The organism is Salinivibrio sp. SS3 (assembly GCF_001722105.1).
GTDB lineage: Bacteria > Pseudomonadota > Gammaproteobacteria > Enterobacterales > Vibrionaceae > Salinivibrio > Salinivibrio kushneri.
In genome coordinates, this window is sequence record NZ_MEBQ01000022.1 from 33596 (window position 1) to 58879 (window position 25284).

A 25284-nucleotide genomic window follows, 5' to 3' on the forward strand; every position below is an offset into this window, starting at 1 on the left:
ACGTGGGTAAAGTTATCGCGGTAGCAAACCAGAAAGGCGGCGTGGGGAAAACCACCACCAGTGTCAACCTTGCAGCGTCACTGGCTGCCACTAATCGTAAGGTGCTACTGATTGATTTAGACCCACAAGGTAATGCGACCATGGCCAGTGGGGTGGACAAATACGATGTGCATGCCACCGCCTACGACCTCTTAATTGAAGACACGCCGTTTGAGCAAGTTGTGGTGGACGACACGGCAGGCAGCTATCACCTGATCGCCGCCAATGGCGACGTGACCGCGGCAGAAATTAAGCTGATGGAAGTGTTCGCTCGCGAAGTGCGCCTGCGCACCATGCTGGAGCCTGTGGTAGACCGTTATGATTATATTTTTATCGACTGCCCACCATCGCTTAACTTGCTGACGATTAACGCAATGACCGCTGCCAACTCTGTGTTGGTTCCTATGCAGTGTGAGTACTTTGCCCTAGAGGGATTAACCGCATTAATGGATACCATCAGCAAGCTGGCCAGTGTGGTCAACGCTGAGCTTCACGTGGAAGGGGTGCTGCGCACCATGTACGATCCGCGTAACCGATTAGCGACCGAAGTATCGGATCAGATCAAAAAACACTTCGGTGATAAGGTGTATCGTACGGTGATTCCTCGCAACGTGCGGCTTGCGGAAGCGCCAAGTCATGGCCGACCTGCCATGTACTACGACAAATTATCGAGCGGTGCCAAAGCCTACCTCGCCCTTGCGGGTGAAATCTTGCGTCGCGAAGAGCAAGCACGCTCCTCGCCTGACGCTGTCAATGCCTGAGGAAAACAATGAATTCAGCGAAACGCGGTCTTGGAAAGGGCCTGGATGCCTTGTTGGCGACCAGTGCACATGCACAGTCATCCACCCAAGCTTCCCCTGAGTCCACCAATACGAGTAACAGCGAATTGCAGCAGTTGCCCGTTACTGCGTTGGATCCCGGTCAGTATCAGCCACGTCAAGATATGGCTGAAGAGGCACTGGAAGAATTAACCGAGTCCATCCGCGCGCAAGGTATTATTCAGCCTTTGGTGGTCCGTCAAGTGGCAGCCGGACGCTATGAAATCATTGCCGGTGAGCGTCGCTGGCGTGCCGCTAAGCAAGCAGGGCTTAACAATGTCCCCTGCTTGGTGCGCGAGATGAGCGATAAGGTCGCCAGTGCGGTGGCCTTGATTGAGAACATTCAGCGCGAAAACCTCAATGCGATGGAAGAAGCCCAGGCATTGGCGCGCTTAGTTGACGAATTTGAGCTGACTCACCAACAGTTGGCAGAGTCACTCGGTAAATCCCGGACCACCATTAGTAACCTACTGAGGTTAAATGGGTTGGAATCGGGGGTGCGGCAGCTGCTGCTTAACAAACAACTCGAGATGGGTCACGCACGTGCCCTGCTGGCGTTAGAAGGCGACGCACAAATCGATGCGGCGCTGACCGCCGTCAACAAAAAGATGACGGTTCGCCAGATAGAAAAACTAGTAAAAAAGATGCTTTCGCCGCCTGTTGAGACGGAAAAGCCTAAATCGTCACCTGAGGTTGAAGCGCTCCAGCAGCGTTTAGGGGACAAATTAGGGGCCAGCGTCGCATTAACACAACAGAAAAACGGCAGTGGGAAATTGGTGATTAATTTTGAAGAATCCGAAAAATTAGCGCAAATTCTTGCAATTTTCGACGAAGAAATGTGACCTGTGCCATTCGCTTTTTGTTACATAAAAGCGCTTACTGTGATCAGGTTACTCTGTTGTAAAATTTTCCCCGCTTTTTTACATCGATGCGATTGCATTAGTTGGGGCGAAACGTATAATTTTTGCTGTTTTCCCAGCACGGCAACAGTGCTAAGTGGAACGGAATCGAGGAACAAATACATGGTATCGACGCTCGCGCGGCCGGGTCGTGAAATCGCGACAAAATTGGTGCTTTTGCAAGCTGGCGTCGTATTAGCAACGGCAATCGTGATGGCACTTGCTATCAATGTCGACTGGGGAAAATCCGCGCTGATCGGTGGAGGCATCTTTGTGGTTGCCAATGCTGCGTTTGCGGCGTGTGCTTTCCTTTTTAGTGGGGCCAGAGCCGCGAAATTCGTGGTGGCGTCCTTCTTTAGCGGTGAAGTGTTGAAAATTTCACTGACTGTCGTCTTGTTTGTCCTTGCTTACCTGTATGTCGAGGTGGAATTGCTTCCCCTCAAACTGGCCTATTTGCTGGCATTAGGGATTAATATCCTCGCGCCAGTTTTATTCATTAACAACAACAAATAGGATGAGTTATGGCTGCGTCAGGTGATGCGCTTACACCGTCTGGCTATATCACTCACCACCTGACACACTTGTCAAGCGGTGAGGGGTTTTGGGCGGTTCACATTGATAGCCTGTTTTTCTCTGTCCTCATCGGTATTGTCTTCCTAGGCCTTTTCCGATCGGTGGCAAAGAAAGCATCGACAGGTGTCCCGGGTAAGTTTCAGTGCTTCGTTGAGATCTTGGTTGAGTTCGTTGATGACAACGTCCGCGAAACCTTCCATGGACGAAACCCACTGATCGCACCTTTGGCCCTGACTATCTTCGTCTGGATATTCTTGATGAATACGATGGACCTAATTCCTATCGATTTTCTACCGTATCCGGCGGAACATTGGTTAGGCATTCCTTACTTGAAAGTGGTGCCAACTGCAGACGTAAATATCACCCTTGCGATGGCGCTGGGCGTGTTCTTCTTGATGATTTTCTACAGCATCAAGATCAAAGGTGTGAGTGGCTTTGCCAAAGAGCTGGCGCTACACCCGTTCAATCACCCTATCATGATTCCGTTCAACCTCCTGTTGGAGATAGTCTCGCTGTTGGCGAAGCCTATTTCTCTCGGGATGCGTCTGTTCGGTAACATGTTTGCCGGTGAGGTGGTATTTATTCTTATCGCGGCCTTGTTGCCGTGGTGGGCGCAATGGCTGGGCTCTGTGCCGTGGGCAATCTTCCACATTCTAGTCATTACGATTCAAGCCTTTGTCTTTATGATGTTGACCATCGTGTATCTCTCGCAGGCACACGAAGACTCAGATCATTGATGACATTTTTTTAGAAAGCAATTTGTTAGTCATTATTGGCTCAAAGCCGACAACGAAAACTGGAGATAGTGATGGAAACTTTATTGAGCTTTTCTGCAATTGCCGTGGGCATCATTGTAGGTCTTGCTTCCCTTGGTACTGCGATTGGTTTCGCCCTGCTGGGTGGTAAATTCCTTGAAGGTGCAGCACGTCAACCTGAGATGGCTCCTATGCTGCAAGTTAAGATGTTCATCATCGCGGGTCTTCTCGATGCGGTTCCAATGATCGGTATCGTAATTGCACTGCTGTTCACGTTCGCGAACCCATTCGTAGGTCAACTGTAAACTGGCTAATAGCTGAACAGACCCTTTAGCTTATGATTAAGGAGGCGCCGTTGTGAATATCAACGCAACTCTGCTAGGCCAGGCAATCGCGTTCACTATCTTTGTGTGGTTCTGCATGAAATATGTATGGCCACCATTGATGCAAGCGATTGAAGAGCGTCAGAAAAAAATCGCTGACGGTCTCGCGGCGGCTGATCGCGCCGCCAAAGACCTGGATTTGGCCCAGGCGAATGCTTCTGATCAATTGAAAGAAGCGAAGCGCAACGCAACTGACATTATCGAGCAGGCCAATAAGCGCAAAGCACAGATCCTCGATGAGGCTCGTGCTGAAGCGGCTGCTGAGCGCGACAATATCCTCAATCAGGGTAAAGCCGAGCTAGAAGCCGAGCGTAACCGTGCTCGCGATGAGCTGCGTAAGCAAGTTGCATCGCTCGCTGTTATTGGTGCCGAGAAAATTATTGAGCGCTCTATTGATGAGAACGCTCATAAAGATCTTCTCGATAAAATCACTGCAGAACTGTAACAAGGAGGGGCAGCAATGTCTGAACTGACAACACTCGCTCGCCCCTACGCGAAAGCAGCCTTTGATTTTGCGGTAGAAAAAGGCGAGTTAGCTCAATGGGCTGAAATGCTCGCCTTTACTGCTGAGATTGCCCGTGATGAACGTGTTCAACATATGTTGGACGCCTCTTTCTCTGCCGACACATTGGCAGAGATGTTCATCACAGTTGGCGGTGATCAGCTCAATGGTTTTGGTCAAAACCTGATTAAGGTGATGGCCGAAAACAAGCGCTTAAAAGCTCTTCCTGAGGTTTGTGAGCAGTTCCTAGCGATGCGTTTGGAACTGGAAAAAGAAGTTGAAGTTCAAGTGATTTCAGCGACGGCTCTTTCTGAAGAGCAACAACAAGCCATCAGTGACAAGCTCGCCGCGCGTCTTGAGCGCAAAGTAAAGCTGAACTGTAGTGTAGACGAAACCCTGGTTGCCGGGGTTATTATTCGAGCTGGAGACTTGGTCATCGATAACTCAGTAAGTGGCCGTATGCGCCGCCTGAGCGATGCATTGCAGTCTTGATTTGGGGAATTGGAGCATGCAACTTAATTCCACGGAAATTAGCGATTTGATCAAACAACGCATCGAGAAATTCGACGTTGTGAGTGAAGCGCGCAACGAAGGTACCATCGTGTCAGTCAGCGACGGTATCATTCGTATTCACGGCCTTGCTGATGCGATGCAAGGTGAAATGATTGAACTGCCTGGCAACCGCTATGCACTGGCATTGAACCTTGAGCGTGACTCAGTCGGTGCGGTTGTAATGGGTCCATACTCGGACCTGCAAGAAGGCATGAAGGTAACGGGTACGGGTCGTATCCTCGAAGTACCCACTGGCCCTGAACTGTTGGGCCGCGTGGTGAACACCCTGGGTGAGCCGATTGATGGTAAAGGGCCTATCGAGGCCAAAACCACATCGCCAGTCGAAGTGATTGCGCCAGGTGTTATTGCACGTCAATCGGTTGATCAGCCTGTACAAACGGGCTATAAAGCGGTCGACTCGATGATCCCTATCGGCCGAGGCCAGCGTGAGCTGATCATCGGTGACCGTCAAACCGGTAAAACCGCACTGGCTATCGATGCGATCATCAACCAGAAAGATTCTGGTATTTACTCTATCTACGTTGCGATCGGCCAAAAAGCATCGACCATTGCCAACGTGGTTCGCAAATTAGAAGAGCATGACGCACTGAAAAACACCATCGTGGTCGTGGCGTCGGCCTCTGAAGCGGCTGCCCTACAGTACCTCGCGCCTTACGCGGGTTGTGCAATGGGTGAGTACTTCCGTGACCGCGGTGAAGATGCACTGATTGTCTACGATGATTTGTCTAAGCAAGCCGTTGCTTACCGTCAGATCTCGCTATTGCTGCGTCGTCCACCAGGTCGTGAAGCCTTCCCAGGTGATGTTTTCTATTTGCACTCGCGCCTACTTGAGCGTGCGGCACGTGTTAACGCTCACTATGTCGAAGAGTTCACTCAAGGTGAAGTGAAAGGTCAAACCGGTTCGTTGACCGCCCTGCCTATCATTGAAACCCAAGCCGGTGACGTGTCGGCGTTCGTACCGACTAACGTTATCTCGATCACCGACGGTCAGATCTTCCTGCAAACCGAGCTGTTTAACGCAGGTATCCGCCCGGCTGTTGACCCAGGTATTTCGGTGTCGCGTGTGGGTGGCTCTGCACAAACCAAGATCATGAAAAAACTGTCAGGCGGTATTCGTACAGCTCTAGCACAGTATCGTGAGCTTGCCGCGTTTGCGCAGTTCTCTTCTGATCTGGATGACGCAACCAAGAAGCAATTGGATCACGGTCAGAAAGTGACCGAGCTGATGAAGCAGATGCAATACGCACCTATGTCTGTGTTCGAGCAGGCACTGGTGATCTTTGCGGCTGAAAAAGGCTACTTGGAAGATGTTGAGCTGAACAAGATCGGTGACTTTGAACGTTCCCTGCTGGCCTTTGCGAAGAGCCAGTACGCTGACCTGGCTGCTCAAATTGAAGAGTCTGGTGCTTACAACGATGACGTTGAGGCACAGCTGAAAAAGCTGTTGGATGACTTCAAAGCGACCCAGACTTGGTAACACGTAGGTGACCACTTCGGTGGTCGCCCACTAATGGAGAGTAACTATGGCCGGCGCAAAAGAGATTCGTAATAAGATCGGAAGTGTGAAAAACACACAGAAGATCACTAAAGCGATGGAAATGGTGGCAGCCTCCAAAATGCGTAAAACGCAAGAAGCCATGGAGTCGTCACGTCCATACGCTGTCACTATGCGCAAAGTGATCGGTCATCTTGCACTGGGTAACTTGGAGTACCGCCATCCGTATTTGGAAGAGCGGGAAGCCAAGCGCGTTGGTTACATCATCATTTCTACTGACCGCGGACTGTGTGGTGGCTTGAACATTAACTTGTTCAAAAGTGTCATCAACGATATGGAAAGTTGGAGCCAAAAAGGTGCCGAAATCGATATGGCACTGATTGGGGCGAAAGCCACCGCTTTCTTTAACAGTTATGGCGGCAATGTAGTGGCACAAACTGCTGGTCTGGGTGACACCCCAGTACTGGAAGACCTCATCGGTACCGTTGGGGTGATGCTGAAAAAATATGATGAAGGTGAGCTGGACCGCTTGTACCTGGTTTTCAACAAATTTGAAAATACCATGGTACAGACCCCAGTGATCGATCAATTGCTGCCTTTGCCAAAGTCAGACGACGAGGAGATGCAGCGCAGCCACGCTTGGGATTATATCTATGAACCTGAGCCGAAGCCGTTGCTCGATACCTTGTTGGTTCGCTATGCCGAATCGCAAGTGTATCAAGGTGTGGTAGAGAACCTCGCCAGTGAGCAAGCGGCACGTATGGTGGCAATGAAAGTTGCGACCGATAATGCGGGGAATCTGATTGATGATCTGCAGTTGGTCTACAACAAAGCCCGTCAGGCTGCGATCACCCAGGAGCTGTCAGAAATTGTTTCTGGCGCGAGTGCGGTGTAAAGGCAAGGGTTAACGAACTAGTTTAGAGGAATAACGATGGCTACAGGTAAGATCGTTCAGATCATCGGTGCGGTAGTCGACGTAGAGTTTCCACAAGACGCAGTACCTAAGGTATACGATGCGTTGAATGTGAAACGTGAAGGCGAGCGTCTGGTGCTGGAAGTTCAGCAGCAGCTTGGTGGTGGCGTCATCCGTGCCATCGCAATGGGCTCATCTGATGGTCTGCGTCGTGGAATCGAAGTAGAAAATACAGGTAAAGCAATCGAAGTCCCTGTGGGTGAAGCCACACTGGGGCGTATCGTCAACGTTTTGGGTGACGCGATTGATGAGCGTGGCGATCTGGGTGAGAAAGAGCGTTACTCTATCCACCGTGAAGCGCCAAGCTATGAAGAGCAGTCAAGTGCAACCGAACTTTTGGAAACCGGTGTGAAGGTTATCGACCTGATTTGCCCGTTTGCGAAAGGGGGTAAAATCGGTCTGTTCGGTGGTGCGGGTGTTGGTAAGACCGTTAACATGATGGAGCTTATCAACAACATCGCATTGCAACACTCAGGTCTGTCTGTTTTCGCAGGTGTCGGTGAGCGTACTCGTGAGGGTAATGACTTCTACTACGAAATGCAGGAAGCCGGTGTTGTAAACATCGAGAACCCAGAAGAATCGAAAGTGGCCATGGTCTATGGTCAGATGAACGAGCCACCAGGTAACCGTCTGCGTGTTGCACTGACCGGCCTGACCATGGCGGAAAAATTCCGTGATGATGGCCGTGATGTACTGCTGTTCATCGATAACATCTATCGTTACACCCTTGCGGGTACCGAAGTATCCGCCCTGTTGGGTCGTATGCCATCAGCGGTAGGCTATCAGCCAACGTTGGCGGAAGAGATGGGTGTACTGCAAGAGCGTATTACCTCAACCCGTACTGGATCTATCACCTCGGTACAGGCGGTTTACGTGCCTGCGGATGACTTGACTGACCCGTCACCCGCGACCACCTTTGCCCACTTGGATGCAACGGTTGTACTGTCACGTAACATCGCGTCGATGGGTATGTACCCAGCGATCGACCCATTGGACTCTACATCACGTATGTTGGATCCTCTGGTTGTTGGTCAAGACCACTATGATGTGGCGCGTGGCGTACAGTCTGTCCTTCAGCGTTATAAAGAGCTGAAAGACATCATTGCTATCCTGGGTATGGATGAGCTGTCTGAAGAAGATAAAATGACGGTTGCACGTGCACGTAAGATTGAGCGTTTCCTAACGCAGCCTTACCACGTCGCCGAAGTCTTCACCGGCCAGCCAGGTGTTTATGTTTCGCTGAAAGATACCATTGCAAGCTTCAAAGGCCTGCTAAGTGGTGAGTACGATGATATCCCAGAGCAGGCATTCCTGTACTGCGGTAGCATTGAAGAAGTGCTCGAAAAAGCGAAAAACCTGTAAGGCTTGAGTAGGAGGCGATATGGCAGCGATAACCTTCCATCTGGATGTGGTCAGTGCAGAGCGACAATTGTTCTCTGGTCGTGCTGAGCATATTCAGGTGACCGGTAGCGAAGGTGAACTGGGTATTCACGCAGGACACACACCGCTGCTGACCGCTATCACGCCTGGCATGGTTCGCATCGTCAAACAAGGCGGTAGCGAAGAGATTATTTATCTTTCTGGTGGCACGCTTGAAGTGCAGCCTGGCACAGTCACTGTGCTGGCTGACACCGCAATTCGTGGTGAAGAACTGGACCAAGCTAAGGCGGAAGAAGCGAAGCGCCGCGCTGAGGATAAAATCCACAATCAGCATAAAGACGTCGACTTTGCTCAAGCGGCCAGTGACCTGGCTAAGGCGATTGCGAAGCTTCGAGTGATCGAGCTGACCAAGCACAAGCGTTAATCAGGCACTTACGGTGAGAATAAAAGCGACGCTTCGGCGTCGCTTTTTTATTGCCTGCAAAGGCCACCTTGCAGGCTGTGATTCGCGTGAAAGCTAAAACGCGTTACACTAAGGGCAACTTAATAGACAAGCCTCTCTTTTATCACGGAAAGACTATGCAATACAGTGCAGTTATTCTCGCGGCCGGTAAGGGCACGCGTATGTATTCACAAACCCCTAAGGTGCTTCATACCCTGGCGGGCAAACCAATGGTTGAGCACGTTATCGATATCTGTCACGGCCTTGGCGCCTCGCAAATCCATTTGGTTTATGGCCATGGTGGCGACACTATGCAGCGCGTTTTAGCACACACACCGGTGAACTGGTGCTTGCAAGCGGATCAATTGGGCACCGGCCATGCCGTACAACAAGCCGCGCCGCATTTTGCTGATGATGAGCAAGTGTTGGTGCTGTATGGCGATGTGCCCTTGATTTCAGAGCAAACCTTAACGCGTTTGCTTGAAGGGCAGCCTGAAGGCGGGATTGGTTTATTAACTGTGCATCAGGACGATCCGACTGGCTACGGCCGTATTGTGCGTGAAAACGGGGAAGTGGTGGCGATTGTTGAGCAAAAAGATGCCACTGACAGCCAGCTTGCCATCACTGAAATTAATACCGGTGTGCTGGTGGCCACTGGGCGTGACTTGCGCCATTGGTTATCGCAACTTGATAACAACAACGCGCAAGGCGAGTTTTATCTCACCGATGTGATTGCGCTGGCACATCAACAAGGCCGCTCGATTCAAGCCGTCCATCCTGTAAGTGCGGTGGAAGTGGAAGGGGTGAATAATCGCCTTCAGCTTTCGCGCCTTGAGCGAGAATACCAAAAAATGCAGGCTGAACAGTTGTTGCTCAGTGGTGTGATGCTCAAAGATCCCACCCGTTTTGACTTGCGTGGTCAGCTGCAATGTGGGCAGGATGTGACCATCGACGTCAATGTGATTATTGAAGGCAGTGTCACCTTAGGCGATAACGTGACTATCGGTGCTGGCAGTGTACTGGTAGATTGCGAGATTGACGATAATACATTGGTACGCCCGTACAGCGTGATAGAAGGGGCCAGTGTTGGAGAAGACTGCACGGTTGGTCCGTTCACGCGGTTGCGTCCCGGCGCCGAGATGGCGCGCGATGCCCACGTGGGCAACTTTGTCGAGATGAAAAAGTCTCACTTAGGTGAAGGCTCCAAAGCCAATCATCTGACATATCTGGGTGATACCGAGGTAGGACGCGGCGTGAATATTGGTGCCGGCGTGATCACCTGTAATTACGATGGCGCCAATAAACATAAAACCGTGATTAAAGATAATGCCTTTATTGGTTCGGATTCTCAGCTGGTGGCGCCGGTAGTGATTGGCGAAGGGGTGACTGTCGGGGCTGGCAGTACCATCAGCAAAGATGTCGCTGATGGTCAACTTATCATCACTCGTGCTAAACCCAGAACAATTGAGGCTTGGCAACGGCCGAAAAAAAAGTAGAATATGACTGTTGAGCGCGCACAAGCCGCTTTTTAGCTTGAAAGGCGAAAAGTTGTGCGGTTGGTAAAATCAGGTGTTGACTCCCGATAAAAACCAGCCTATTATGCGCGCCTCAGTTGGGGTATCGCCAAGCGGTAAGGCAACGGGTTTTGATCTCGTCATTCCCAGGTTCGAATCCTGGTACCCCAGCCAACGCGTCCGTAGCTCAGCTGGATAGAGTACCTGGCTACGAACCAGGCGGTCGGAGGTTCGAATCCTCCCGGACGCGCCATCTTTCTTCAGCTACCATGAAGTCAGATGAACAACTTGGAATGCGGAAGTGGCGGAATTGGTAGACGCACCAGATTTAGGTTCTGGCGCCGCAAGGTGTGAGAGTTCAAGTCTCTCCTTCCGCACCATTATTAAAACATGTGGCATTAAGCGGCATGAAAATTGGGGTATCGCCAAGCGGTAAGGCAACGGGTTTTGATCTCGTCATTCCCAGGTTCGAATCCTGGTACCCCAGCCACTTTAGGTTGGCTACGTAGCTCAGTTGGTTAGAGCACATCACTCATAATGATGGGGTCACAGGTTCGAATCCCGTCGTAGCCACCATTATTCCGATTTGTTGCTAACGCAGTAAATCGCACCGATTTGCGGCGGTGGCGGAATTGGTAGACGCGCTAGCTTCAGGTGCTAGTGTCCGAAAGGACGTGAGGGTTCAAGTCCCTCCCCCCGCACCAAGACAATTGATATTCGGCCCGCCCGCCGGTGTATCATATAAATTTGCGGAAGTGGCGGAATTGGTAGACGCACCAGATTTAGGTTCTGGCGCCGCAAGGTGTGAGAGTTCAAGTCTCTCCTTCCGCACCATATTAAGCCCATCAGCATTCGCTGGTGGGCTTTTTTCGTTATTGCTCGACGCTGAATCATCCTCTTCTCTGTTTTGCCACACTTTTTCCCTCATTATCTTGATCTTTGTTTTGTTTGCTCTACCATAAGTTTCGAATCGAAATTTGGTTGTTATATGTCGAAACGAAATACTCAGCAAAGGCGCCATACCATCGTTACTTTGCTCACCGAGCAAGGCCAAGTGAGTGTCGACGCGCTCTCGCAACGTTTTGAAACCTCAGAGGTGACTATTCGCAAAGATCTCGCCGAGCTGGAGAAAAATGGCCTATTGCTGCGCCGTTACGGTGGAGCGGTACCCGTGCCACAAGAAATGGTGTCGGAGCATGCGGTCAAGGTATCGAAAAAAAAGCAAAGTATTGCCGATGCGGCCGCGGCGCGCATTCGTGACCATAACCGGGTTGTGGTAGACAGTGGTACCACGACGGCCGCTTTGATCCCTTTGCTGGATAAGAAACGTGGCTTGGTGGTGATGACCAACTCGCTACAGGTGGCCAATGCCATTCGTGAACTCGAGCACGAGCCAACCCTGCTGATGACCGGCGGCACTTGGGATACCCATTCTGAATCGTTTCAAGGCCAAGTGGCCGAACAAACCTTACGTGCCTACGACTTTGACCAGCTTTTTGTCGGTGCCGATGGCATTGATGTGGCACGTGGTACGACGACTTTTAACGAGATGACGGGTCTGACGCGGGTGATGGCGGAGGTCGCGCGTGAGGTGGTGGTGATGATTGAGTCGGAGAAAATCGGGCGTCGGATCCCCAACCTAGAGCTTGCGTGGTCGAGCATCGACACCCTGATCACCGACAGTTTGCTGGATGATGATCTTAAACACGCCATAGAACAAACCGGCACAGATGTGATCTGTGCTGACCAGTAATAAGACCAGTAAGGAAAGACTATGTGTGGAATTGTAGGGGCGGTCGCTCAGCGTGATGTCGCCGAGATTTTAGTAGAGGGGCTGCGTCGCCTTGAATATCGCGGTTACGACTCGGCTGGGGTCGCGATCACCGATTCGGCAACCGGGCAGCTCACTCGTGTGCGCCGGCTGGGTAAAGTGGCTGCATTGTCAGACGCGGTGGCTGAGACCAATCCTACCGGTGGTACCGGCATCGCGCATACACGTTGGGCCACCCATGGCGAACCCAGTGAGGCGAACGCCCATCCACATATGTCTGGCGAGCGCATTGCCGTGGTACACAATGGCATTATTGAAAACCACCAAATGCTGCGTGAACAATTACAAGCGCGGGGTTATCAATTCCATTCACAGACCGACACTGAAGTGATTGCGCATTGGGTTGATTGGGAGCTTAAGCAATCCTCTGATTTGCTTGAGGCATTCCAACGCACGGTGAGTCAGCTTGAAGGGGCATACGGTACCGTGGTGATGGATAAAAATCAGCCAGAGCGCTTGATAGCCGCGCGTTCGGGTAGCCCACTAGTGATTGGTTTGGGGATTGGCGAAAACTTTCTCGCCTCGGATCAGTTGGCGCTGCTCAATGTCACGCGTCGCTTTATCTATCTCGAAGAAGGGGATGTGGCCGATATCTCTCGCCGCGAGGTGACCATTTATAATCAAGAAGGCACACCGGTAGAGCGCGAGGTGCATGAAGCCAGTGCTCAGTACGATGCGGCGGATAAAGGCCAATATCGCCACTATATGCAAAAAGAGATTTATGAGCAGCCCACCGCGCTCACCAACACCATGGAAGGCCGGTTAGGCAGCGACCATGTGATTGTCGATGCCATCGGTAATGGGGCCAGCGATATTCTCGCCAAAGCACAGCATATTCAAATCATCGCCTGTGGCACCTCGTACAATGCGGGCATGGTAGCGCGTTATTGGTTTGAATCGCTGGCAGGCGTCAGTTGTGATGTGGAGATTGCCTCGGAGTTTCGCTATCGCCAGTTTGTCACCCGTCCTAATAGCGTGCTGATCACCTTGTCGCAGTCTGGCGAAACGGCCGACACGCTAGCGGCGCTGCGTTTAGCCAAGGAGCGTGGCTATATGGCCACCATGGCCATTTGCAACGTGGCAGGCTCATCGTTGGTACGTGAATCCGATTTGGCCTTTATGACGCGCGCGGGCGCAGAAATTGGCGTGGCCTCGACCAAGGCCTTTACCACCCAGCTGTCTGCGCTGCTGATGCTGGTCACCGCGCTAGGTAAAATGCAGGGATCGATTGGTCGTGACCAAGAACGTGAGATTGTCGATGCTTTGCATCACCTGCCTTCAAGCATCGAGCAAGCGTTGACCTTTGATAAAGCGATTGAGCAACTCGCGGAAGATTTTGCCGACAAGCATCACTCTCTGTTCTTAGGGCGTGGCGAGTTTTATCCGATTGCCGTAGAAGCCGCGCTTAAACTCAAAGAGATCTCGTACATTCACGCGGAAGCCTATGCCGCGGGTGAACTAAAACACGGCCCATTGGCGCTGATTGATGCCGATATGCCAGTGATTGTGATTGCCCCCAATAACGAGCTGTTGGAAAAGCTCAAATCCAATATCGAAGAAGTGCGCGCCCGTGGTGGCCAGCTCTACGTGTTTGCCGATCAAGACGCCGGCTTTACACCAGAAGAAGGCATGAAAATTATCGCCATGCCACACGTGGATGACATCATCGCCCCCGTGTTTTACACCATCCCGATGCAGCAATTGTCGTATCATGTGGCCTTGATTAAAGGCACGGACGTCGATCAACCTCGTAACCTTGCTAAAGCCGTCACTGTTGAGTAAACCTGCCCAATAATCACCACGCTCTGACCAGGAGCGTGGTTGATCTTTTATCAATTACTGTCCTCTTTCTACAAAAATGCGATCTGCATAGGATTTATTGCAAAATGCAAATCATTTTGCATTTAATCTCAGGCATGGCGTCTGGAAAATTAAACAGAACGCCATTCTGGTTTTTAAGTTGTTGAATATATTGGTTTTTGTTGGTGTCCAATAACTTGGCCTACATTGTGCATACTCAGGGTATAACGACTAACATCGACCAGTTATAGAGAGGAAGCAATGATTGACTCTAAAACCCAAGTAGCAAAACGCATCAAAGAAGCGCGTGAGTGGAAAGGCATCACCCAAGTAAAAATGGCCAAGCTGCTTAATGTGGCCCGTCAAACCTACTTAGATATCGAAAATGGTAAAACAGAACCGCGTGTTCGTATGCTTTCCAACATTGCTGAGCTGACTGAGCGCCCATTGGTATGGTTTGTCTACGGTGACGAAGATGTCGAAATGCACGATGTTCAGTATAAGCAAGATGTGAACCGCCTGCTTGAGCATTTCTCTCGCTTACCGCACGAAGCCCGTACTGCGATCTTAAACCAAAGCGTGAACATGGCTTCGTTCTTGGTGAACTATTCAAAGGCGGCCCAGCGCGCATAAAAAGACTGCCTGCTCGACTAGATAGGCAGGTGAGTGCTTGCTTACTGAGGTAGGCATCAAAAGCGTAGTGTCACACTATCGGTGTGCGCCACCATGATACGCCTGCCGAGCCATGCATAATGCAGGGGTGGTGTTGTGACGGGCTGTGTTTAATACAGCTCGGGTTGCAGAAATGAGGCATGAACCATGGTGATTTCGACGGCGCGCATCGCGCAACGGATCCGTGAAGCACGGGAATTTAGTAAGATAACCCAAGTAGACATGGCGAAGCGTTTGAATGTCGCGCGCCAAACCTATTTGGATATGGAGTCGGGGAAAACGGATCCGAAAATCCTCGCGCTGGTCATGATAGCGGAAATTACCGGCCGACCCTTCAACTGGTTTGTGCATGGTGAAACGGATGAGCGAGACATCGCCTTCTCTCACCGTGATGATCTCGCCGCATTGACGAGCTTGCTGAGTCAGCTCCCGCAAATGGCACGACAGACAGTAATGGATAACGCGTTGTCCATTGCCGAATATGTGGTCACCCTGACCCCAGAGCCGCCAAACGAATAAACCCAGCCCGACATTAATGTCGGGCTTTTTATTGCGGATTAATCGGTGGTTTTTGACAGGAAAAAGCGATAAGCCGGGTTCGACGTCTCGTCTTTCCAGCCATACCCAAGCTCCCGCAAATGGGCCGTAAAAGCGAGCAAGTCCTGGTCGCCAATTTCGAAGCCGCACAGTACGCGACCATAGTCCGAACCATGGTTACGATAATTGAACAGGCTGATGTTCCAATGGGTGCCCAAGGTTTGCAAAAAGTGTAGTAATGCTCCTGGGTATTCAGGAAACTCAAAACTATAAAGCCGTTCACTGAGGTTGGCCAATGGTCGGCCACCAATCATATAGCGCACGTGCACTTTAGCCATTTCATCATCGGACAAATCTTCGACCGGATAGCCGGCTTGGCGCAAATCGCGCAGGATATTGTCCAACTCTTCTTGTCCGCCGAGTAATCTGACACCGACGAAGATATTGGCGAGATGGTCATCGCCATACCGATAATTGAACTCGGTGACGGCGCGATCGCCCAATATCTGACAAAAATTAAAAAAGGCGCCGGTTTGCTCGGGGATGGTGACAGCCAGTAAGCCCTCTCGCTTCTCGCCAAGCTCCGCGCGCTCAGAGACGTAGCGCAGCGAGTGGAAATTGGTATTGGCACCAGACAACACGGCCGCCAGCTGTTTATCTTTGAGCTGGTGCTTTTCCACGTATTGCTTCAGGCCGGCTAATGCCAAGGCGCCAGAGGGCTCGGAGATGGCTCGCGTATCCTCAAAGATGTCTTGCACCGCGGCACAAATCGCATCACTCGATACCGTGATGCTGTCATCTAAGTATTGCTGACAAAGCCGGAAAGACTCATCGCCGATACGTTTCACGGCCACACCGTCGGCAAAGGTGCCCACTCTGTCGAGCGTCACTGGGAAGCCAGCATCTAATGCCGCACGTAGACAGGCAGAGTCTTCCGCCTCGACGCCGATGACTTTGATGTTGGGCATCAGTTGTTTGATAAGCACGGCCACGCCCGCGGCGATGCCCCCGCCTCCAACGGGCAGAAAAATATAATCGAGGTGACCATTTTGTTGCACCAGCTCTAAGCCAATGGTGCCCTGTCCAGCAATCACTTGGGGATGATCAAAAGGGGGCACAAAGGTATAACCGTGTTCGTCGGCGAGCTGCTGTGCCATGCCTTTGGCTTCATCGAAATTATTACCGTGCAGCACCACATGGCCGCCGAAGCCGCGTACCGCGTCGACCTTAATGGCTGGCGTGGTGCGCGGCATCACGATGGTCGCTTTCACCCCAAGGCGGCTACCCGATAGAGCGACGCCCTGAGCGTGGTTACCCGCCGATGCCGCAATCACACCCGCTTTTTTTTGCGCCTCAGTCAGTTGCGCCATCATGTTGTGCGCGCCGCGTAGTTTAAATGAGTGGACCGGTTGGCGATCTTCACGCTTGAGCTGTACCTGATTATTGAAGCGCTCAGATAAGCGCTTCATGGTTTGAAGAGGCGAGGTCATCGCCACTTCATAAACAGGCGCGCGCAAGATATCTCTAAGGTAATCAGCACCGTCCATCGGTTGTACCCTTGAGGGTTGGGCCTGTTGCATGCTTACTCCTCCAATTTACTGCGATCGCGCACCGCACCTTTATCGGCGCTGGTGGCGAGGCTGGCATAGGCTTTTAACGCGTAAGAGACCTGACGTTGACGGTCTTTGGGCTTCCAGCCGCGTGCGTTTACTTCGGTGCGGCGGGTGGCCAGTGTCGCTTCGTCCACTAGCAGACTGATTTCGCGAGTGGGGATATCAATACGAATACGATCGCCGTTTTCCACTAACGCAATGGTGCCGCCGTTCGCTGCCTCGGGAGAGACATGACCAATAGACAGCCCAGAGGTGCCACCAGAGAAGCGTCCATCAGTGAGCAGGGCGCAGGATTTGCCCAATCCCATCGATTTTAAGTAGGTGGTGGGATAGAGCATTTCTTGCATGCCTGGCCCCCCTTTCGGCCCTTCGTAACGGATCACCACCACATCACCGGCTTTCACTTCCCCCCCGAGGATGGCATCCACCGCGTGGTCTTGACTTTCAAACACCACGGCTGGCCCTTCGAAGGTCAGAATACTTTCATCGACCCCAGCGGTTTTGACGATGCAGCCATTGAGCGCGATATTGCCTTGTAGCACGGCTAAACCACCGTCTTGGCTAAAGGCGTATTCATGGGCACGGATACAGCCTGATTGGCGATCATCATCCAGGGTGTCCCAGCGACAGCGTTGCGAGAAGGCTTGGGTGGTACGAATGCCCGCTGGCCCGGCGCGATAGAAGGCTTTAATCGCTTCATCATCGGTTTGCACGATGTCGTATTGCGCCAGTTGCTCTTTGAGGCTCATGCCCAGCACGGTTTGTTGCTCGACGTTTAGCAGGTTGGCGCGCTGAAGCTCACCGAGGATCCCCATTACCCCGCCAGCACGGTGCACATCTTCCATGTGATATTGCGGCGTCGATGGCGCCACCTTGCAAAGGTGAGGCACTTGGCGTGACATACGATCGATATCATCCATATCGAAATGGACGTCGCCTTCTTGTGCAGCCGCCAGTAGGTGTAAGACGGTATTGGTTGACCCGCCCATGGCAATATCGAGCGCCATCGCGTTTTCAAACGAGGCGCGGTTGGCGATATTGCGCGGTAGGATGCTGTCATCGTCCTGCTCATAATAGCGCTTGGCCAGCCCGACTATCCGTTTGCCGGCGTTGATGAACAGTTGCTCACGGTCTGCATGGGTGGCGAGCATCGACCCATTACCGGGTTGGCTGAGCCCCAGCGCTTCGGTGAGACAGTTCATCGAGTTGGCGGTAAACATGCCGGAGCACGATCCGCATGTCGGGCAAGCGGAACGCTCAATCTGCTCGCTTTGCTCATCGGACACATCAGGGTTGGCCCCTTGCATCATGGCATCGACCAAATCGAGTTTTAGGATCTGATCGGAGAGCTTGGTTTTCCCCGCTTCCATGGGGCCACCGGAAACAAAGATCACCGGGACATTGAGTCGCATTGAGGCCATCAACATGCCCGGGGTGATTTTGTCACAGTTAGAAATGCAGACCATGGCATCGGCACAGTGTGCATTGACCATATACTCGACCGAGTCTGCGATAATCTCACGGGAAGGCAGTGAGTACAGCATGCCGCCATGACCCATGGCGATGCCATCATCAACGGCGATGGTATTGAACTCTTTGGCGATACCGCCTGCTTGCTCGATTTCCTTGGCGACCAGCTGACCCATGTCTTTGAGATGGACATGGCCGGGGACAAACTGGGTAAATGAGTTGACCACGGCGATAATGGGTTTGCCGAAATCATCATCTTTGACGCCAGTGGCGCGCCATAATGCACGTGCCCCTGCCATGTTGCGACCGTGGGTAGTCGTTTTGGAACGATAGGTTGGCATATTACGACTCCTTTGCCTTATGCGCTCTGGTCTGGGTAAACCGGGTCAAGCCAGCCCCATTTGTCTTCGGTGGTGCCATCAAATAAGCCAAAGAAGGCTTGTTGTAGTGAGGCGGTGATCGGGCCTCGCTGGCCCTCACCGACGGTGATCTGATCAACGCTACGCACCGGCACGATTTCTGCCGCGGTGCCGGTCATAAAGACTTCATCGGCCAGATACAGTGCTTCACGTGCAATCGGCTCTTCGCAAATGGTGAGCCCTTTTTCTTTCGCCAGGGTGATGATGGAATCACGCGTGAGCCCCGGCAAAATGGCACTGGTGGCGGGTGGGGTGCTGATCACACCATTTTTAACAATAAAGAGGTTCTCACCGGCCCCTTCGGACAGGTAGCCGCGTACATCTAAGGCAATGCCCTCGGCATAGCCGTGACGACGCGCTTCCCCCCCTACTAAGAGGGATGATAAATAGTTGCCGCCGGCTTTGGCCGCGGTCGGAATGGTGTTGGGGGCCGCTCGGTTCCAGCTCGACACCATGGCATCCACCCCTTGGGCGAGCGCTTCTTCCCCTAAGTAGCTTCCCCAGCTAAACGCGGCGATGATGATATCCATTTGTGTATCAGGTGGCGGGCAGACCCCTAGGCCGACGTTGCCCACAAACCCCAGCGGGCGAATGTAGGCAGAGCGTAGTTGGTTCACGCGTAAGGTTTCACGACACGCTTCCATCAGCGCGTCGACGCTAAATGGGATCGGAAAACGATATATTTTGGCCGAGTCTTTCAAGCGCTGCATGTGCTCGCGATGGCGAAACACCACTGGGCCGTTCGGCGTGTCGTAGCAGCGGATCCCCTCAAACACCGAGGTACCATAGTGCATGGCGTGCGTGAGTACGTGCACGGTAGCATCCTGCCAAGCGATCATTTCACCGTTAGACCAAATGTAATCAGCGGTATTTGTCGACATTCTTTTCTTCCTTTTTGGTTATGCGCGTAGGGAGTGTGGCTGGGATGAGGACATCATGACCTCAGCCACGTCCCATAGCTTAGTCAGTTGTGGTCGCAAGGTCTCGATCGCTCTTTGGCTTTCGACGGTGACGTCAAAAATTACTTGGCCGCTTTCTGAAGGCAAAGACATATTGAATTGACAAACCGTAAAGCCGCGATGACGGATCACACGCAAAACACGCTCAAGCAGTTCAGGGCTGTGGGTGGCATGAATTGAAAACTGGTGTTGCATCATAAGTCTTGCTCCATCATTTGTTGGTTTGCCGCGCCGGGTGGTACCAGCGGCCATACGTTTTCCATCTCATCAATGGCAACATGCAGCAAATACGGGCCTTGATGTGCCATCAAGGTGTTGAGCGCGTCCTCGACTTCGTCTTTGCGCTGGATACTGTGTCCAGGAATATCAAAGGCGCGCGCTAGGGTGAGAAAATCCGGGTTATCAGATAGGTCAGTTTCACTGTAACGTTGCTCGAAAAACAGCTGTTGCCATTGACGCACCATGCCCAAGCGTTGGTTGTCCAGCAGGATGATTTTCACCCCGATCCCGCGACGCTTCAGTGTGCCCAGCTCTTGGACGTTCATCATGAATGAGCCATCTCCGGACACCAACACCACTTCATCCTCGGGGCGAGCCACTTTGGCCCCCATCGCGGCAGGCAAGCCAAATCCCATGGTGCCAAGGCCGGCTGAGGTCAGCAGATTCTCAGGTCGAGTGGGGCGAACATGTTGCGCGACCCACATTTGGTGTTGACCCACATCGGTGGCAACCACTGTGCTTGCAGGCATGCTATCGGATAAGTGTTTGAGTAAGGCAGGCGCGTAGATCGCCTCGCCAGGGTGGTCGTAGCGCCACGCGTGAGTGGTTTGCCATTCAGTGATTTGCGCCCGCCATGCCGGTGAGGTGTCAGGGCAGGCGAGTGCAGGGAGCACTTGATTGAGTGGGGCGCAAACCGGAGCTTGTGCGCGGCGCAGTTTATTGATTTCGGCGGCATCGATATCCAGGTGCACCACATTGGCATGGGGGGCAAAGGTATCGAGCTTGCCGGTCACCCGGTCATCAAAGCGCGCGCCGATGACAATCAGCAAATCAGACGCTTGCACTGCGAGGTTGGCCGCTTTGGTGCCATGCATGCCGAGCATCCCGAGGTAATACGGATAGTTTGCTTCAACTGTGCCCAAGCCTTTCAGCGTGCTCACGACAGGTAGCTGACTGCGATCCAAGTAATCACGTAATGCCTGGGTCGCTTTACCGAGTATCACGCCACCGCCCAAATAGACCATAGGGCGCTCACTGGTTCGAATCAGCGTATTGGCCTTTTCGAGCGCTTGGTTGTCGACAGGATCAGCGTTTGCGGTGCGAACTTGAGTTTCCGTGTGTGGGATCAGTGCTTGTTGCACATCTTTAGCGATATCGACCAATACTGGGCCGGGCCGGCCGGATTGTGCTATTTCGAATGCCTGCGCTAAGGTGGTAGTAAGCTCGGCCGGATCAGTGACCAGAAAACTGTGTTTGGTGCAGGCAAGCGATAAGCCGAGGACATCAATCTCTTGAAAGGCATCCGTTCCAATTAGCGGACTGGCAACTTGGCCGGTGATCGCGACCACGGGCACCGAGTCCATCATTGCATCGGCAAGCCCGGTGACTAAGTTAGTGGCGCCCGGCCCTGATGTCGCCAGGCAGACGCCAGGGCGGCCACTGGCGCGGGCATACCCGATGGCGGCCATCGCCGCGCCTTGTTCGTGGCGACATAAAATATGTTCAACCCCACCATCATAGAGGGCATCATACACAGGCATGATGGCACCGCCTGGATACCCAAATACGGTTTCAACGCCTTGCTTATGTAAGGCTTCCACAACCCATTGTGCACCTGTCATCCTCGTCCCTCCCCGTATGAACGGGGAGGGCAGGCGGGCGAATGATCGGTCTCTGCGCTCTCCATCATTGTTGCTTCCGTTGTCGCGTGGCTATCGCCACATGAATGAAAAAAGCCCCCGAACCTGTTGGTTGCGGGGGCTTGGTTGCGATGTTGCTGCTGTATTTCGCGTACCTAAACCCCTCGCGGCATAATGACCACGATGAGGCGAATAATTAGGACGATAGCGAAGTTAAGCATTTGTCTGTCTTTTCTTGTCGTTAGCCCATTTTATGAGCTTTTTGTTAATTTGTTTTTTGTTTATGCCTGCTTGTTACAGGTCAGTCACGAACCCGATCTGTCGCCGAGTCTCGTGTTTAATTGTTGTGCATTTGTAGTGGTATCACAGACCTCACTCGCATGACAAGAAAAAAATACTCTTAATCATAAATTGGCTCGGCACTATAAGAGCCGGGTTTCATAGTGGCTAACAAGGGCAACGCGGAGAGAAAATGGCATTAGCGATAGTGCACAGTCGAGCCTGTGTGGGCGTGCAAGCACCAAATGTAACGGTAGAAGTGCATATATCCAATGGTTTACCTGGTTTTGCGCTGGTGGGGCTGCCGGAAACCACGGTGAAAGAAGCCCGAGACAGGGTGAGAAGTGCGATTGTGACCTCTAACTTTGAGTTCCCATCACGTCGGATCACCGTTAACCTTGCACCGGCTGACTTACCCAAAGAAGGTGGACGGTTTGATTTACCGATTGCACTTGGGATCTTGGTGGCGTCTGGGCAACTGCCGGAGAAGCGGCTCAACGAATTCGAGTTTTTGGGGGAGCTGGCTTTGTCTGGGCAGCTACGGCCGGTTAAAGGGGCCTTGCCCGCCGCGCTTGCCTGTCAAAAAGCGCAGCGCGCACTGGTGGTGCCAGATGATAACGCCAGCCAGGTCGCATTGGTGGACAATGAGCGCCATGTGTCCGCCCCTGATCTGATTGCGGTGGGTCAGCACCTGACAGGCCAACAAAGCCTTTGTTTGAATACAAACCAGGTTGAGGCCCCCGATCCACCGCCGACCCGGTGTTTGCGTGACATTATCGGCCAACAGCAAGGCAAGCGGGCGCTCGAAATCGCCGCGAGTGGCTCTCACAATCTCCTTTTTGTTGGCCCACCCGGCACCGGCAAAACCATGCTGGCCTCGCGTTTGTGCGATTTACTCCCGCCCATGAATGATGAAGAAGCACTGGCCTCCGCGGCGGTGACTTCTTTAACCCAGCAACCCTTGCATGAAGGAAATTGGCGTCAGCGCCCGTTTCGTAGTCCCCACCACTCAAGCTCGATGGCGGCGTTGGTCGGGGGTGGCACCGTCCCGCGCCCGGGAGAGATCTCTTTGTCGCACCATGGGGTACTGTTTTTAGATGAAATGCCAGAGTTCGAGCGCCGGGTGCTTGATGCCCTGCGTGAGCCGCTAGAGTCGGGGGAGATTATTATCTCTCGCGCCAATGGCAAAACCCGCTTTCCCGCGCGCTTTCAGTTGATAGGCCCATTAAACCCTAGCCCCACAGGCCATCATGAAGGAGAGCTCGCGCGTTCAAACCCACAGCAAATCTTGCGCTATTTAGCCCGTTTGTCTGGGCCATTATTAGATAGGTTTGATATGTCGATTGACATCCCAGCACTGCCAAGAGGGAGCCTCTCCAATGGTGGAGACCGTGGTGAGTCAACGGAGGTGGTAAAAGCCCGAGTTGAAGCGGCGCGCACGCGGATGGTGGCGCGTCAAGGTAAGGTTAATGCGTTGCTAAGCAATCGAGAAATGGAACAACATTGCCAACTGGCTCAAACCGATGCGGCATTTTTAGAGCAAGCCTTGCATCGTTTGGGGCTGTCTGTGCGGGCGTATCATCGGATTATAAAAGTGGCGAGAACCATTGCGGATTTGGCCGATGTTGACACCATCCAGCGCTCTCACCTTGCTGAGGCGCTGGGGTATCGGGCGATGGATGGCTTATTACGCCACCTCAACGCCCAAGTCAGCTAATTACTTTTGGGTAAGCAAGAAGTTGATCAACTGAAAGTATTCTTCAGGGGTTTCCACTGTTTTCGGCGTGACATGATACTTGCCGTTCACGACCACGGCAGGGACGCCGCGCAGGCCCGCCTTTTCGAATGATTGGTCAAAACGCTTCGCCATTGAGTTGGCTGCAAAGCTGTTGTAAGCACCATCAAACTCTTGGCCATCAATGCCGTTATCAACAAACATTTGGCGCACCTCGGCCAATGATTTGGGTGGGTTTTGCGCCGCGTGAATGCGATCAAACATCACCGGAATGATAGTGTCTTGTGCGTTAAGTACCACGGCGGTTGCGTATGCACGGGTGACGACACTGCCCATATCACCGCCCATAAAGGAGACGTGATTTTTCACCACTTTGGCGTTGTCGGGCACCTGCTGCTTAAGCTGTTGAACCAATGGCTCAAATTGATAACAGTGCGGGCAGTAGAAGGAGAAAAACTCGGTGACGGTCGGTGTCTCCGTGGCTGGCGTGTCCAGCACTTGGTAGTCTTCGCCCGCCTTGAAACGGCCCGGCTTGGCATCAGCCACCTCAATGGGTGCTGCTGGCTCAGACTGGGTTTGTGAAGACTCTGCTGTTTGCGTGGTTTGTGATGACGTTTGTGTCACGCTTTCAGGCTCAGAGCAGGCGGTTAAGCCTAGGATGAGTAGGACAGGAAACAGTTTTTTTAACATGATTGAATGACTCTCCGTTATCGATTGAGCGCTTACGGGTACAGCGTAAGCGGTGGCGCTTGTAGGGTGGCAAGTTGTTCTTTAAACGCCAGTACTTGACCTTCCCAGTATTTTGCATCAGCAAACCAAGGAAATGCACGAGGAAAAGCAGGGTCTTGCCAGCGTTTTGCTAGCCACGCCATATAGTGCACCATTCTCAGACCACGCAATGGCTCGATCAGTTGCAATTGGTCGGCGGGGAATTCACGAAATTCGCGATAACCCTCCGCCAAGGTATCGAGTTGGGCAAGCTGATCGGCACGACTGCCGTTTAAAAATAGCCACAAGTCTTGAATCGCAGGGCCGTTACGCGTGTCATCAAAATCCACAAACAGCGGACCGTCGCGCCACAGAATGTTGCTGGGATGGCAGTCACCGTGCAAGCGGATAGCCGGCCAGTCTGTATGCCAGCGTGCGGCAATGGCGTCGATCAAGTGGTCAAGATCAGAGAAAAAGGTCGCCTGAATGCCTTCTGGGATAAGACTTGCCTCATTTAATACCTGACGAGGCTGATAAAGATGACTGTCGAGATCGAACTTTGCCCGTTCCTGGAAGGGGGTCGCCGCGCCCACTTGGTGTAGGCGGCCAAGGTAACGGCCGACCGCCTCAAGTTGATCCCAATTATCCACTTCAAAACCCCGGCCGCCGACACTGGGAAACAACGCAAAACGAAACCCCTCGGCGGTAAACAGGCTTGTTCCCTCGCGGTAGATAGGCGCCACCACGGGAATATCGGCTTGGGCGAGCTCATGGCAGAACGCGTGCTCTTCAAGAATTTGCGCGTTAGACCAGCGCCCGGGCCGGTAAAACTTCACCACATAGCGCTGGCCATCATCAGCGACAAATTGGGCAACACGGTTTTCATAGCTGTTCAGCGCAAGCAAGCCTGATTGGGGATAGATCCCCACTGACTCAATCGCATTTAACTGAACATCTGGCGTTAGTGTATGAAAATCAAAGCCATGGTCAGTCATGAGTATTCCGTCTGTGTGGCAAAACGCCATAGTAACAAATAAAAAGAGCGCTGCCTGCGCC

General features: G+C 52.5%; 24 protein-coding genes and 7 tRNA genes. 24 read left to right on the forward strand and 7 right to left on the reverse strand.

The window, feature by feature from the left end:
* Positions 1–2 precede the first annotated feature (2 nt).
* From BGL48_RS08990 to BGL48_RS09100, 23 genes are all read left to right on the forward strand, one after another.
* Complete coding sequence (locus tag BGL48_RS08990) at positions 3–800, forward strand: ParA family protein (protein WP_069362328.1); 798 nt, start codon at positions 3–5, stop codon at positions 798–800.
* Positions 801–808: 8 nt separating this feature from the next.
* The gene (locus BGL48_RS08995) at positions 809–1699 is read left to right on the forward strand and encodes a ParB/RepB/Spo0J family partition protein (protein WP_069362329.1); all 891 of its coding nucleotides are present in this window, start codon (positions 809–811) and stop codon (positions 1697–1699) included.
* A gap of 180 nt (positions 1700–1879) precedes the next feature.
* On the forward strand, positions 1880–2269 hold the full coding sequence (locus tag BGL48_RS09000; RefSeq protein WP_069362330.1) for a F0F1 ATP synthase subunit I: 390 nt from the start codon (positions 1880–1882) through the stop codon (positions 2267–2269).
* A gap of 8 nt (positions 2270–2277) precedes the next feature.
* Positions 2278–3066: a F0F1 ATP synthase subunit A gene (gene atpB / locus BGL48_RS09005; protein ID WP_046074858.1), complete on the forward strand. Its 789-nt coding sequence runs from the start codon at positions 2278–2280 to the stop codon at positions 3064–3066.
* A 71-nt stretch (positions 3067–3137) separates the two neighbouring features.
* A complete protein-coding gene (atpE, locus tag BGL48_RS09010) occupies positions 3138–3389 on the forward strand; it encodes a F0F1 ATP synthase subunit C (RefSeq protein ID WP_025672872.1) in 252 nt (83 codons plus the stop codon).
* A 52-nt stretch (positions 3390–3441) separates the two neighbouring features.
* On the forward strand, positions 3442–3912 hold the full coding sequence (gene atpF / locus BGL48_RS09015; protein WP_046074859.1) for a F0F1 ATP synthase subunit B: 471 nt from the start codon (positions 3442–3444) through the stop codon (positions 3910–3912).
* 15 nt (positions 3913–3927) lie between these two features.
* Positions 3928–4461: a F0F1 ATP synthase subunit delta gene (gene atpH / locus BGL48_RS09020; protein WP_069362331.1), complete on the forward strand. Its 534-nt coding sequence runs from the start codon at positions 3928–3930 to the stop codon at positions 4459–4461.
* A gap of 16 nt (positions 4462–4477) precedes the next feature.
* Complete coding sequence (atpA, locus tag BGL48_RS09025) at positions 4478–6019, forward strand: F0F1 ATP synthase subunit alpha (protein ID WP_069362332.1); 1542 nt, start codon at positions 4478–4480, stop codon at positions 6017–6019.
* Between the two features lie 46 nt (positions 6020–6065).
* Positions 6066–6932: a F0F1 ATP synthase subunit gamma gene (gene atpG / locus BGL48_RS09030; RefSeq protein WP_069362333.1), complete on the forward strand. Its 867-nt coding sequence runs from the start codon at positions 6066–6068 to the stop codon at positions 6930–6932.
* A gap of 36 nt (positions 6933–6968) precedes the next feature.
* Complete coding sequence (gene atpD, locus BGL48_RS09035; protein ID WP_069362334.1) at positions 6969–8372, forward strand: F0F1 ATP synthase subunit beta; 1404 nt, start codon at positions 6969–6971, stop codon at positions 8370–8372.
* A 19-nt stretch (positions 8373–8391) separates the two neighbouring features.
* Entirely contained in the window at positions 8392–8814 is a 423-nt protein-coding gene (locus tag BGL48_RS09040; RefSeq protein ID WP_046074864.1) for a F0F1 ATP synthase subunit epsilon, read from the forward strand.
* A 155-nt stretch (positions 8815–8969) separates the two neighbouring features.
* Positions 8970–10328, forward strand: a complete 1359-nt coding sequence (glmU, locus tag BGL48_RS09045) for a bifunctional UDP-N-acetylglucosamine diphosphorylase/glucosamine-1-phosphate N-acetyltransferase GlmU (protein ID WP_069362335.1) — start codon at positions 8970–8972, stop codon at positions 10326–10328.
* A gap of 117 nt (positions 10329–10445) precedes the next feature.
* Positions 10446–10520, forward strand: a tRNA-Gln gene (locus BGL48_RS09050).
* Positions 10521–10522: 2 nt separating this feature from the next.
* Positions 10523–10599 (forward strand) — tRNA-Arg (locus BGL48_RS09055).
* A gap of 42 nt (positions 10600–10641) precedes the next feature.
* Positions 10642–10726: transfer RNA gene (locus tag BGL48_RS09060), tRNA-Leu, on the forward strand.
* 35 nt (positions 10727–10761) lie between these two features.
* A tRNA-Gln gene (locus BGL48_RS09065) sits at positions 10762–10836 on the forward strand.
* Between the two features lie 9 nt (positions 10837–10845).
* Positions 10846–10922: transfer RNA gene (locus tag BGL48_RS09070), tRNA-Met, on the forward strand.
* Positions 10923–10963: 41 nt separating this feature from the next.
* Positions 10964–11050 (forward strand) — tRNA-Leu (locus BGL48_RS09075).
* Between the two features lie 45 nt (positions 11051–11095).
* Positions 11096–11180 (forward strand) — tRNA-Leu (locus tag BGL48_RS09080).
* Between the two features lie 154 nt (positions 11181–11334).
* Positions 11335–12099 (forward strand): DeoR/GlpR family DNA-binding transcription regulator, encoded by a 765-nt coding sequence (locus tag BGL48_RS09085; RefSeq protein ID WP_069362336.1) that lies wholly within the window; start codon positions 11335–11337, stop codon positions 12097–12099.
* Between the two features lie 21 nt (positions 12100–12120).
* A complete protein-coding gene (gene glmS / locus BGL48_RS09090) occupies positions 12121–13959 on the forward strand; it encodes a glutamine--fructose-6-phosphate transaminase (isomerizing) (protein WP_069362337.1) in 1839 nt (612 codons plus the stop codon).
* Positions 13960–14238: 279 nt separating this feature from the next.
* On the forward strand, positions 14239–14610 hold the full coding sequence (locus tag BGL48_RS09095; protein ID WP_021022741.1) for a helix-turn-helix transcriptional regulator: 372 nt from the start codon (positions 14239–14241) through the stop codon (positions 14608–14610).
* Between the two features lie 186 nt (positions 14611–14796).
* Positions 14797–15168 (forward strand): helix-turn-helix domain-containing protein, encoded by a 372-nt coding sequence (locus tag BGL48_RS09100; RefSeq protein WP_069362338.1) that lies wholly within the window; start codon positions 14797–14799, stop codon positions 15166–15168.
* Positions 15169–15206: 38 nt separating this feature from the next.
* Here BGL48_RS09100 and ilvA read toward each other — a convergent pair whose 3' ends face one another.
* Genes ilvA through ilvG form a run of 5 tightly spaced genes read right to left on the reverse strand, consistent with a single transcriptional unit; the run spans position 15207 to position 21488 of the window.
* Positions 15207–16766, reverse strand: coding sequence for a threonine ammonia-lyase, biosynthetic (ilvA, locus tag BGL48_RS09105; protein ID WP_069362339.1), 1560 nt, complete (start codon positions 16764–16766; stop codon positions 15207–15209).
* A 2-nt stretch (positions 16767–16768) separates the two neighbouring features.
* Entirely contained in the window at positions 16769–18610 is a 1842-nt protein-coding gene (gene ilvD / locus BGL48_RS09110; RefSeq protein WP_069362340.1) for a dihydroxy-acid dehydratase, read from the reverse strand.
* Between the two features lie 17 nt (positions 18611–18627).
* Positions 18628–19569, reverse strand: a complete 942-nt coding sequence (gene ilvE / locus BGL48_RS09115) for a branched-chain-amino-acid transaminase (RefSeq protein ID WP_069362341.1) — start codon at positions 19567–19569, stop codon at positions 18628–18630.
* 18 nt (positions 19570–19587) lie between these two features.
* Positions 19588–19845, reverse strand: a complete 258-nt coding sequence (ilvM, locus tag BGL48_RS09120; RefSeq protein WP_069362342.1) for an acetolactate synthase 2 small subunit — start codon at positions 19843–19845, stop codon at positions 19588–19590.
* Positions 19842–21488, reverse strand: coding sequence for an acetolactate synthase 2 catalytic subunit (ilvG, locus tag BGL48_RS09125; RefSeq protein ID WP_069362343.1), 1647 nt, complete (start codon positions 21486–21488; stop codon positions 19842–19844). The genes ilvM and ilvG overlap by 4 nt, the downstream gene beginning before the upstream one ends.
* Before the next feature lie 490 nt (positions 21489–21978).
* Between ilvG and BGL48_RS09130 the strand changes: the two genes are divergently transcribed.
* A complete protein-coding gene (locus BGL48_RS09130) occupies positions 21979–23502 on the forward strand; it encodes a YifB family Mg chelatase-like AAA ATPase (RefSeq protein ID WP_069362344.1) in 1524 nt (507 codons plus the stop codon).
* Here the strand turns inward: BGL48_RS09130 and BGL48_RS09135 are convergent, their stop codons facing one another.
* Positions 23503–24210, reverse strand: a complete 708-nt coding sequence (locus BGL48_RS09135; protein ID WP_077458606.1) for a thiol:disulfide interchange protein DsbA/DsbL — start codon at positions 24208–24210, stop codon at positions 23503–23505.
* 32 nt (positions 24211–24242) lie between these two features.
* On the reverse strand, positions 24243–25223 hold the full coding sequence (locus BGL48_RS09140; RefSeq protein ID WP_069362345.1) for a serine/threonine protein kinase: 981 nt from the start codon (positions 25221–25223) through the stop codon (positions 24243–24245).
* Positions 25224–25284 lie beyond the last annotated feature (61 nt).

Bases quoted from the DNA above. Each gene is read 5' to 3' on its own strand.
- ilvA (WP_069362339.1), bottom strand. From the start codon at position 16,766: ATGCAACAGGCCCAACCCTCAAGGGTACAACCGATGGACGGTGCTGAT.
- atpE (WP_025672872.1), top strand. From the start codon at position 3,138: ATGGAAACTTTATTGAGCTTTTCTGCAATTGCCGTGGGCATCATTGTA.
- atpH (WP_069362331.1), top strand. From the start codon at position 3,928: ATGTCTGAACTGACAACACTCGCTCGCCCCTACGCGAAAGCAGCCTTT.
- atpG (WP_069362333.1), top strand. From the start codon at position 6,066: ATGGCCGGCGCAAAAGAGATTCGTAATAAGATCGGAAGTGTGAAAAAC.
- BGL48_RS09085 (WP_069362336.1), top strand. From the start codon at position 11,335: ATGTCGAAACGAAATACTCAGCAAAGGCGCCATACCATCGTTACTTTG.
- ilvM (WP_069362342.1), bottom strand. From the start codon at position 19,845: ATGATGCAACACCAGTTTTCAATTCATGCCACCCACAGCCCTGAACTG.
- BGL48_RS09000 (WP_069362330.1), top strand. From the start codon at position 1,880: ATGGTATCGACGCTCGCGCGGCCGGGTCGTGAAATCGCGACAAAATTG.
- BGL48_RS09100 (WP_069362338.1), top strand. From the start codon at position 14,797: ATGGTGATTTCGACGGCGCGCATCGCGCAACGGATCCGTGAAGCACGG.
- atpB (WP_046074858.1), top strand. From the start codon at position 2,278: ATGGCTGCGTCAGGTGATGCGCTTACACCGTCTGGCTATATCACTCAC.
- glmS (WP_069362337.1), top strand. From the start codon at position 12,121: ATGTGTGGAATTGTAGGGGCGGTCGCTCAGCGTGATGTCGCCGAGATT.
- BGL48_RS09135 (WP_077458606.1), bottom strand. From the start codon at position 24,210: ATGTTAAAAAAACTGTTTCCTGTCCTACTCATCCTAGGCTTAACCGCC.
- BGL48_RS09130 (WP_069362344.1), top strand. From the start codon at position 21,979: ATGGCATTAGCGATAGTGCACAGTCGAGCCTGTGTGGGCGTGCAAGCA.
- atpD (WP_069362334.1), top strand. From the start codon at position 6,969: ATGGCTACAGGTAAGATCGTTCAGATCATCGGTGCGGTAGTCGACGTA.
- BGL48_RS09095 (WP_021022741.1), top strand. From the start codon at position 14,239: ATGATTGACTCTAAAACCCAAGTAGCAAAACGCATCAAAGAAGCGCGT.
- BGL48_RS08995 (WP_069362329.1), top strand. From the start codon at position 809: ATGAATTCAGCGAAACGCGGTCTTGGAAAGGGCCTGGATGCCTTGTTG.
- glmU (WP_069362335.1), top strand. From the start codon at position 8,970: ATGCAATACAGTGCAGTTATTCTCGCGGCCGGTAAGGGCACGCGTATG.
- ilvE (WP_069362341.1), bottom strand. From the start codon at position 19,569: ATGTCGACAAATACCGCTGATTACATTTGGTCTAACGGTGAAATGATC.
- ilvG (WP_069362343.1), bottom strand. From the start codon at position 21,488: ATGACAGGTGCACAATGGGTTGTGGAAGCCTTACATAAGCAAGGCGTT.
- atpA (WP_069362332.1), top strand. From the start codon at position 4,478: ATGCAACTTAATTCCACGGAAATTAGCGATTTGATCAAACAACGCATC.
- BGL48_RS09140 (WP_069362345.1), bottom strand. From the start codon at position 25,223: ATGACTGACCATGGCTTTGATTTTCATACACTAACGCCAGATGTTCAG.
- BGL48_RS09040 (WP_046074864.1), top strand. From the start codon at position 8,392: ATGGCAGCGATAACCTTCCATCTGGATGTGGTCAGTGCAGAGCGACAA.
- ilvD (WP_069362340.1), bottom strand. From the start codon at position 18,610: ATGCCAACCTATCGTTCCAAAACGACTACCCACGGTCGCAACATGGCA.